The 8,488-nt window shown below is 74.3% G+C and carries 9 protein-coding genes and 1 pseudogene; 5 read left to right on the top strand and 5 right to left on the bottom strand.

Annotated elements, in window-relative coordinates:
* Positions 1-34 precede the first annotated feature (34 nt).
* The 3 genes from ggt to ABWI04_RS40385 all read left to right on the top strand — a co-directional run bounded on the left by ggt (position 35) and on the right by ABWI04_RS40385 (position 3,123).
* Complete coding sequence (ggt, locus tag ABWI04_RS40395; RefSeq protein ID WP_353835704.1) at positions 35-1,756, top strand: gamma-glutamyltransferase; 1,722 nt, start codon at positions 35-37, stop codon at positions 1,754-1,756.
* Between the two features lie 52 nt (positions 1,757-1,808).
* Complete coding sequence (gene cutA, locus ABWI04_RS40390; RefSeq protein ID WP_345174600.1) at positions 1,809-2,171, top strand: divalent-cation tolerance protein CutA; 363 nt, start codon at positions 1,809-1,811, stop codon at positions 2,169-2,171.
* 85 nt (positions 2,172-2,256) lie between these two features.
* Positions 2,257-3,123, top strand: coding sequence for an oxygenase MpaB family protein (locus ABWI04_RS40385; RefSeq protein WP_345174602.1), 867 nt, complete (start codon positions 2,257-2,259; stop codon positions 3,121-3,123).
* Position 3,124: 1 nt separating this feature from the next.
* Here the strand turns inward: ABWI04_RS40385 and ABWI04_RS40380 are convergent, their stop codons facing one another.
* Positions 3,125-4,669 (bottom strand): MDR family MFS transporter, encoded by a 1,545-nt coding sequence (locus ABWI04_RS40380; protein ID WP_353835703.1) that lies wholly within the window; start codon positions 4,667-4,669, stop codon positions 3,125-3,127.
* 130 nt (positions 4,670-4,799) lie between these two features.
* Here ABWI04_RS40380 and ABWI04_RS40375 point away from each other — a divergent pair, with 130 nt between their 5' ends.
* On the top strand, positions 4,800-5,348 hold the full coding sequence (locus ABWI04_RS40375) for a MarR family winged helix-turn-helix transcriptional regulator (protein ID WP_345174607.1): 549 nt from the start codon (positions 4,800-4,802) through the stop codon (positions 5,346-5,348).
* Here ABWI04_RS40375 and ABWI04_RS40370 read toward each other — a convergent pair.
* From ABWI04_RS40370 to ABWI04_RS40355, 4 genes and pseudogenes are all read right to left on the bottom strand, one after another.
* Positions 5,332-5,631 carry a metal-sensitive transcriptional regulator gene (locus ABWI04_RS40370; RefSeq protein ID WP_089312530.1) on the bottom strand — a complete coding sequence of 100 codons (300 nt, stop codon included), beginning with the start codon at positions 5,629-5,631 and terminating at the stop codon, positions 5,332-5,334. The genes ABWI04_RS40375 and ABWI04_RS40370 overlap by 17 nt on opposite strands.
* Before the next feature lie 86 nt (positions 5,632-5,717).
* Positions 5,718-6,308, bottom strand: a complete 591-nt coding sequence (locus ABWI04_RS40365; RefSeq protein WP_345174610.1) for a histidine phosphatase family protein — start codon at positions 6,306-6,308, stop codon at positions 5,718-5,720.
* A gap of 69 nt (positions 6,309-6,377) precedes the next feature.
* Positions 6,378-7,493 (bottom strand): alanine dehydrogenase, encoded by a 1,116-nt coding sequence (gene ald / locus ABWI04_RS40360; protein ID WP_345174612.1) that lies wholly within the window; start codon positions 7,491-7,493, stop codon positions 6,378-6,380.
* A 154-nt stretch (positions 7,494-7,647) separates the two neighbouring features.
* A pseudogene (locus ABWI04_RS40355) lies at positions 7,648-8,343 on the bottom strand (glycerate kinase); the annotation flags it as partial.
* Here ABWI04_RS40355 and ABWI04_RS40350 point away from each other — a divergent pair.
* The coding region (locus ABWI04_RS40350) for a hypothetical protein (protein ID WP_353835702.1) at positions 8,240-8,488 on the top strand (249 nt) is incomplete at its 3' end. The pseudogene ABWI04_RS40355 and the gene ABWI04_RS40350 sit on opposite strands and share 104 nt — an antisense overlap.

Raw genomic sequence — 8,488 nt, 5'->3', positions numbered from 1 at the left:
GGCACCTCTGTGTTGATCTAGGTGTCCGATCCCTTTGCAGGGCCCCGGGTGGTATCCGTCATGTCTGACGCTCCTTCCAGCAGGTACGGGCACCTGCCGGACGGCGCTGGAGGTCCTCAAGCGAGGCGGCAACGCGATGGACGCGGCGGTCGCGTCCGCCGCGACGCTCGGGGTCACCGAGCCGTACGTGTCGGCCATCGGCGGCGGCGGCTTCATCACGTACTACGACGCCAGGACGCGCCGCGTGTACGCGCTCGACGGCCGCGAGTTCGCGCCGCGGCGGATGCGCCAGGACTCCTTCCTCGACCCCGCGACGGGCAAGCCGCTGCCGTTCGACCAGGCCGTCACCAGCGGCCTGAGCGTCGGCGTGCCCGGCACGCTCGCCCAGTGGGACCTCGCCCTGCGCCGGTTCGGCAGCCGCGACCTCGGCGCCCTGCTGCGCCCGGCGATCAGGGTCGCGGACCGCGGCTTCGTCGTCGACCAGGAGTTCCACGACCAGACCGCGGTGAACGAGGCGCGCTTCCGCGACATCGTCCCGACCCGCGAGCTGTTCCTGCCCGGCGGGAAGGTGCCCGAGGTCGGCTCGGTGTTCCGCAACCCCGACCTCGCCGGCACCTACCGGGAGCTGGCGAGGCGCGGCACCGGCTGGTTCTACGAGGGCGGGCTCGGCAAGGAGATCGTCAGGACGGTCGCCCGGCCGCCGGTGGACCCGAAGGCGACCCGCGAGGTCCGCCCCGGCCTGATGGAGCGCGGCGACCTCGACGCCTACCGGGCGGTGCCGCGCAAGCCCACCCACGTCCCCTACCGGGGGACGGACGTGTACGGCATGCCGCCGTCGTCGTCCGGGGGCTCCACGGTCGGCGAGGCGCTCAACATCCTCGGCAACTTCCGGCTCGACCCGCGCGACCCCGTCACGGCCCTGCACTACTACCTGGAGGCGTCCAAGCTCGCCTACGCCGACCGCGGCCGCTACGTCGGCGACGCCGACAAGGTGGACGTGCCGCTGGAGGAGCTGCTGTCCTCCGGGTTCGCCCGCGAGCGCGCCTGCCAGATCAGGCCGGACCAGGCGGCGGCCGCGCCGGTCGCCCCCGGCTCGCCCGACGGCCGCTACGAGCCGTGCGTCCCGCCGGGCACCCAGACCAGGGCGCTGGCGTTCGAGGGCCCGCAGACCACCCACCTCGTCGTCGCCGACAAGTGGGGGAACGTCGTGTCCTACACGCTGTCGATCGAGCAGTTCGGGGGCAGCGGCATCACCGTGCCGGGGCGCGGGTTCCTGCTGAACAACGAGCTGACCGACTTCTCCTTCCAGCCGCCGGCGCCCGGCCAGGCTCCCGACCCGAACCTGCCCGGCCCGCACAAGCGGCCGCGCAGCAGCATGGCGCCGACCCTGGTGCTCGTGGACGGGCGCCCGCGGCTCGCCGTCGGCACGCCCGGCGGCTCAACGATCATCACCACCGTGCTGCAGATCCTGGTGAACCGCATCGACCTCGGCATGGACCTGCCCGCCGCGCTCGCAGCGCCGCGCGCCACGCAGCGCAACACCCCGCAGGTCTTCGCCGAGCAGGCGTTCATCGACCGGTACGGCCGCGACCTCGCCGCCCGCGGGCACCGGCTGGAGCTGTTCCCCGGTCCGCCGCGGGGTGTGATCGGCGCCGCGACCGGGCTGGAGTTCCTGCGGCCCGGGCTCGTCCAGGCGGTCGCCGAGCCGACACGGCGGGGCGGCGGCAGCGCGCTCGTCGTCCGTCCGGCCCGTTGACACTTGCCTACCCGGGGGCGTGCCCACCCGGCGAGCGGGAAGGAGTCGTGCCATGGCGGACTCATACGTGCAGGTGACGACCACGACCGACTCCCGCGCGGAGGCGGCCGAGCTGGCACGCTCGGCGGTCGCCGAGCGGCTCGCGGCCTGCGCGCAGCTGGTGGGGCCGATCGCCAGCACCTACTGGTGGGAGGGGGAGATCGAGTCGGCCGAGGAGTGGATGGTGCTGTTCAAGACCTCCGCCGACCGGTTCGACGAGCTGGCCTCCCTGATCACCGAGGGGCACTCCTACGACACCCCGGAGATCATCGCGACGCCGGTGGTGGCGGGCAGCATGGACTACCTCGCCTGGATCACCGAGCAGACCGAGCCCGGGGAGCAGGACGAGGCGATCGCGGAGGACGACCGGGATTGATCGTGTGACGGCCGTCATGGCAGGGTAAGCCTTCGATTACGCGGCCCGGCGGCGCGCCCGGCCGCGGCGGCGGAAGGCGGTCGGGATGCGCGAGGCCAGCGAGGAGAGGCCGGACCACGGCCTGTTCGGGCCGGGGTCGGTGACCTGGCATGTCATGGGCGAGCCCGTGCTGATCGTCGGCGGGATCCGGGCGCTGCTGCTCCAGGCCCTGCATCCGCGCACGATGTGGGGCACCGCGCAGAACTCCGAGCTCATGGACCCCGCCGCGGCGTGGGCGCGGCTCGTCCGGACGGTCGAGTTCGTCCGCGTCCGCACCTACGGCACGCACGAGGAGGTCGAGCGGGTGGGCCGCCGCGTCCGCCTGCTGCACTCCAAGCTGACCGGCCTCGACATGCGCACCGGCGAGACGTTCCCGGTCGACGACCCCGAGAACCTGCTGTGGGTCCACATGGGCGAGGTCGACTCCTACCTGGACGTGGCCCGCCGCGCCGGGGTGCCGCTGACCGCCCGCGACGCCGACGCGTTCGTGGACGAGCAGCGCCGCGCGGCCGCGGTCGTCGGCCTCGACCCGGCGGACGTGCCGGCCACCGTCGCGGACATGCGCGACTACTACGAGGGCATGCGGCGGCAGATCTTCGCGTGCCGGGAGGCGCGCGAGGGGTTGCGCCGCATGTTCAGCCCCGCCGTGCCGCGGCCGCTGCTGCCGCTCAAGCTCGCCGCGCCCGGCCTCGGCGTGCTGGTCGTGTCGACGCTGCCGCGCTGGGCGCGCCGCATGTACGGGCTGCCCGGGCTGCCGACCTCCGACCTGGCCGCGACCGTGACGCTGAAGGGCCTCTACCGGACCACGCAGGTCGTCCCGGAGCGGTTCCGGTACTCGCCGGACGCGCGGCGGGCCCGGCGCCTCACGCGCGAGCGCGAGACGGGCCTGGCCACCTGGTCGATCGCCTCCTGAATCACCCCATCGGGGGAGCGTCCGGGACGGAGTCGTGGTCGCGGGCGCCGTGCCTGGGGAGGAGCAGCGCGGGCACGATCAGCACGGCGGTGAGGACGAGCGCGACCCAGAACGTGTGCGCGAACGCGTCGGCCAGCTTGGGCGCGAACTGCTCGCGGACCCGCTCGGGGATCTGCCCCATGCCGCTGGTGGCGCCGCCCCCGCCGCCGGCCGCCTGCGGGATGCGGTCGCTGATCTGCCGGGACAGGACGACGGCGAGCAGCGCCGTGCCGACCGACCCGCCGAGCTGGACGATGATGTTCAGCGTGCTGCTGGCGCGCGGGACGACCGCCCGGCCCAGCGTCGTCAGCGCCGCCGACATCGTGGGCATCATCGTGCAGCCGAGCCCGAGGCCCCGCACGTAGAGGGCGCCGCCGAGCAGCCAGTAGGGGGTGTCCGCGCCGACCGTCGCGAACGGGATGGTGCCGAGCACCAGGACGACGATGCCGACCGGGACGATCCGCCCGGCGCCGAGCTTGTCGGTGACCACCCCGGCGAGCGGCATCGCGGTCGCGGCGCCGAGGCCCTGGGGGGCGAGCAGCAGGCCCGCCGCGAGCGCCCCCTCGCCGCGGGCGATCTGGTAGTACAGCGGGATCAGCAGCATCGATCCCATCAGCGCGATGCCGACGAAGAACACCGCGGCGGCCGCGGTCGCGAACGTCCGGTCGGCGAACAGCCGCACGTCGATCAGCGCGCGCTCGCGGCGCTGGAGGCTGTGCAGCGCGAACAGGGCGACCAGGGCCACGCCGCCGGCCAGCCAGGCGATCGTGGCCGGGCGGCCGAAGCCGCCGCCGCTGCTCGCGGTGGACAGGCCGTAGATGAGCAGGACGAACCCGGGCGGCAGCAGGAGCAGCCCGCGCAGGTCGATCCCGGGCGCCGCGTGCTCCCCCCGGCCGTGCGGCACCTTCCACCACGCGAGCGCGAAGGCGAGCGCGCCGACGGGCAGGTTCACGAAGAAGATCCAGCGCCAGTCGACGTCCTGGACCAGCCACCCGCCGATGACGGGGCCGAGCACGGGCCCGAGCAGCATCGGGACGCCGACGATGCTCATGATGCGGCCCATCCGGCGCGGCCCGGCCGCCATCGTCAGGATGGCCATGCCGGTCGGCATGAGCATGCCGCCGCCGAGCCCCTGCACGACCCGGAAGACGATCAGCGACTCGATGTTCCAGGCCGCGCCCGACAGGGCCGACCCGAGGACGAAGAGCACGATGGAGGTCATCCACACGCGGCGCCCGCCGAACCGGTCGACGGCCCAGCCGGTGAGCGGGATGACGGTGCCCATCGCCAGCATGTAGCCGGTGATGACCCACTGGATCGTCGACAGGCCGGTGTCGAAGTCGCGGCCGAGCGTCTCCAGCGCGACGTTGACGATCGTGGTGTCGAGGATCGCCATGAGGGTGCCCGACACGATGACCAGGCCGAGGACGATCGTCTGCCGGTCGAGCCGTTCGCCGCCGCCGGCGCCGCCGGGGGGCGCCACCTTCGCTGCCGGGCTTTCGGTCATGGTGCGGCCCCCTCGCGTCGAGTCCCACCGCGGCTCCGACAGTTGCCCCGTGCCCCCGCCGGTCAAGGCGCGAAACGCCTTGAAGTTCAATATTTTGCAGTGCATCACGAAATGTGTTGAACTTCAAGGTATGTCCGAGGAAGGGTTCGGTGCCGACGCGTCGGTCGACGCCGACCTGGAGACGATGATCCAGCTCCTGGGCCGGCTCGTCCGCGGTCTGAAGGGCGGCCGCGAGGACGCCGAGGAGCTCATCGGCGAGGTGCGGGCGGCGGGGCTCGGCCCCCGGCACGTCCCGGCGCTGATGCAGCTGGTGCTGCACGGCCCGGTCCCCGTCGGCGTGCTCGCCGGGCACATGGCGCTGAGCCCGGCCACGGTCAGCCAGCTGGTCGGGGAACTGGAGCGGGGCGGCTTCGTCGAGCGGCGCCCGGACGAGCGGGACCGCCGGCGGATGATCATCAGCCTGAGCGAGCGGCACCGCGAGGCGACCGAGCGGTTCGCCTGGCGGCGGCTGCGGCCGCTGCGGGTCGCGCTGGAGACGCTCGCACCCGAGGAGCGGGCGCCGTTCCTGCACGGCTGGCGCGTGCTCGTCGAGACCATGGAGCGCGCGGAGCCGGAGGACCCGCGGGAGCGGGACCCCGAGGGCGGCCGCCCGGGCGGGCGCCTCAGCCGCGGCGCATGAGCCGCCCGACGGCCGCCATCAGCTCGGTCGACATCGCCTCGCCCTTGCCCTCCTCGGCGCCCTCGGCCACGCAGTGCCGGACGTGCCCGTCCAGCAGGCCGAGCGCCACCTTGTCCAGCGCCGCCTGGACGGCGCTGATCTGGGTGAGGATGTCGATGCAGTAGCGGTCCTCCTCGACCATCCGGTCGATGCCGCGCACCTGGCCCTCGATGCGGGCGAGCCGCGTCTGCAACTGGTCCTTCGTGGCGGTGTACCCGCGGGTGGGGGTCTCGCTGGTCGCCATCTCCGTCCTCGCAATCCGTCGGGGGCGCTCGCCCTGGGTACCCCTGGGGGACATCCCCCAACAGGTACCTTATGCGGTGGGAGGCCTCAGGGTGCGGGCACGTTCCACGCGCTGACGACCGGCCGGTCGTGCTCGGAGCCGAGGGCCGACACGGTGCCGGTGTCGAGCGCGAACAGCCGCCCCCGCGCGGGCTCCAGGCCCAGCCACCGTGCCGTCAGCACCCGCAGGACGTGGCCGTGCGCGACCAGCGCGACGTCGCCCCCGGCCAGCAGCGGCCGCGCCCGCGCGAGGACCGCGTCCGCCCGCGCGCCGACCTGCTCGACGGTCTCGCCCGGGTGATCGGCGTCGCCCGGGACCACGCCGTCGTCCCACAGGAACCAGCCCGGCCGCTCCTCGCGGATCGCCCGGGTGCTGACGCCCTCGTAGCCGCCGTAGTCCCACTCCCACAGGTCGGGGTCGATCTCGTCCGTCCGCATCCCGGCGAGCTCGGCGGTCCGCCGCGCCCGCTCCGCCGGGCTGACCAGCGTCCGCGCGAAGGTCCGCCCCGCCAGCGCGCCGCGCAGCGCGCGGGCCTGCTCCTCGCCCCGGGGGGTCAGCGGCAGGTCCGTCCGCCCCGTGTGCCGCCGCGCCCGGCTCCACTCGGTCTCGCCGTGCCGCACCAAGATCAGTTCACCCATGCCCGCCTGTCTACCCGGCGGGCCGCCTTCGAAGAACCCCCCGGAACGGTGAGAGGACGGGGGAGGGCGTCAGTCGAGGATCGAGGTGAGAGGGGTGCAGGGCAGGCCGTGGGCCTCGGCGACGTGGTCGTAGACCAGCGTGCCGGCGTGGACGTTGAGGCCGCGGGCGAGGGCGGCGTCGGCGCGCAGGGCCTGCCGCCAGCCCAGGTCGGCGATCTGGACGGCGTAGGGGAGCGTCACGCCGGTCAGGGCGTAGGTGGAGGTGTTGGGGACGGAACCGGGCATGTTGGCGACGCAGTAGAACGTCGAGCCGTGCACCCGGTAGGTGGGGTCGGCGTGCGTGGTGGGACGGGAGTCCTCGAAGCAGCCGCCCTGGTCGATGGCGATGTCCACCAGCACCGAGCCGCTCTTCATCCGGGCCACGAGCTCGTTGGAGATCAGCTTGGGCGCCCGCGCGCCCGGGATGAGCACGGCGCCGATGACGAGGTCGGCGGCGAGGGCCTGCTGCTCGACCGTGTACGCGCTGGACACCAGCGTCCGCAGGCGGCCCTGGTAGACGGCGTCGATCTCGCGCAGCCGGTCCACGTCGACGTCCAGGACGGTGACGTCCGCGCCCATGCCGACGGCGATCTGCGCGGCGTTGAGGCCGGACACGCCGCCGCCGATGACGACGACCTTGGCGGGCGCCACGCCGGGCACGCCGCCGGGCAGGACGCCGCGCCCCCCGTTGAACGACATCAGGTTGTAGGCGCCGACCTGCGGGGCGAGGCGTCCGGCGACCTCGGACATGGGGGCGAGCAGCGGCAGGGAGCGGTCCGGCAGCTGGACCGTCTCGTAGGCGATCGCGGTGACGCCGGCCGCCAGGAGCGCGTCGGTGCACTCGCGGGACGCGGCCAGGTGCAGGTAGGTGAACAGGATCTGGCCCTCGCGCATCCGGTGGTACTCGGGCGCGATCGGCTCCTTCACCTTGAGGATCAGCTCGCCCTCGGCCCAGACCTCGTCCGGGCCGTCGAGGATCTTGGCGCCCGCGGCGGCGAAGTCGTCGTCGGGGATCGCCGAGCCGGTCCCGGCGCCCCGCTCCACGAACACCTCGTGGCCGTGCCGGGTGAGCTCGTGCGCCCCCGCCGGGGTGATCGCCACCCGGTACTCGTGGTTCTTGACCTCTCGCGGTACACCGATCTTCACCGGGAGCTCCTCCGTCAACGCTGACCAGGATGTACGCCTCCAGCGTGCGGGGCGGCGGCGATGCCCGGCTATGTGCACCATGTCAAGGCATCGGGCCTTTCGGCGACACTGTGTAAAGGAAGATCGGGGAGCGCGGCCGTTGGATCGGTCCGGGCTACGGGGCGCCCCGGGGGAGCCACTCGTCGGCGATCGCGACCGTCAGCTGCTCCAGGAGCGGGCCCGCGCGGCGGACGCGGCGCTCGTCGTCCGGCTCGATGTCGGCCAGCGCGTAGGCCGCCTGGATCCGCGCCTTGCGCAGCTGCTCGCCGGTGAGGCCCCGGCGGCCCGCCACCGCGACGACGGGCGCGCCCGCGCGGGCGGCGGCGCGGGCGACGTGGACGGGTGCGCTGCCGCGCAGCGACCGGGTGTCCAGGACGCCCTCCCCGGTGACGACCAGGCGCGCGCCGCGCGCCTTCTCCGCGAAGCCCAGCAGGTCGAGCATCAGGGCCGGGCCGGGCTCGATCGTCGCGCCGAGGAAGGTGAGCGCGGCGAACCCGACGCCGCCCGCCGTCCCGGCGCCGGGCAGGTCGCGAGCCGCCTTGCGGGCCGCCGCTTCGGCCAGGTCGGCCCACCGGCGCAGGCCCGCGTCCAGCAGCCGCACCTCGTCGCGGTTCGCGCCGCGGCGCGGCCCGTCCACCGCGGCGGCGCCGGTGCGGCCGAGCAGCGGCCCGGCGGAGTCGCCCGCCACCACCACCTCGATGCCCGACATGTCGGGTAGACCGCGCAGGTCGAGGGCGTGCAGCGAGCGCAGCGCCGCTCCGCCGGGCGGCAGGTCCTTGCCGAGCGCGTCCAGCAGCCGTCCCCCGAGCCCCTGGACGAGGCCCGCGCCGCCGTCGGTGCACGCGCCGCCGCCGAGGCCGAGGACGTGCCTGAAGGACCCGGAGACCGGCGAGACCCTCTACGTCGGCGCCGACGACATCGAGCAGGAGGTCACCAGGAACATCGACTGGGCGACC

It is taken from the genome of Actinomadura sp. NPDC000929 (genome assembly GCF_040492065.1).
Taxonomy (GTDB): Bacteria; Actinomycetota; Actinomycetes; order Streptosporangiales; family Streptosporangiaceae; genus Spirillospora; species Spirillospora verrucosospora.
This window is presented reverse-complemented; position numbering and strand designations above follow the sequence as displayed.

Bases quoted from the DNA above. Each gene is read 5' to 3' on its own strand.
- ABWI04_RS40385 (WP_345174602.1), top strand. From the start codon at position 2,257: ATGCGCGAGGCCAGCGAGGAGAGGCCGGACCACGGCCTGTTCGGGCCG.
- cutA (WP_345174600.1), top strand. From the start codon at position 1,809: ATGGCGGACTCATACGTGCAGGTGACGACCACGACCGACTCCCGCGCG.
- ABWI04_RS40380 (WP_353835703.1), bottom strand. From the start codon at position 4,669: ATGACCGAAAGCCCGGCAGCGAAGGTGGCGCCCCCCGGCGGCGCCGGC.
- ABWI04_RS40370 (WP_089312530.1), bottom strand. From the start codon at position 5,631: ATGGCGACCAGCGAGACCCCCACCCGCGGGTACACCGCCACGAAGGAC.
- ABWI04_RS40365 (WP_345174610.1), bottom strand. From the start codon at position 6,308: ATGGGTGAACTGATCTTGGTGCGGCACGGCGAGACCGAGTGGAGCCGG.
- ABWI04_RS40375 (WP_345174607.1), top strand. From the start codon at position 4,800: ATGTCCGAGGAAGGGTTCGGTGCCGACGCGTCGGTCGACGCCGACCTG.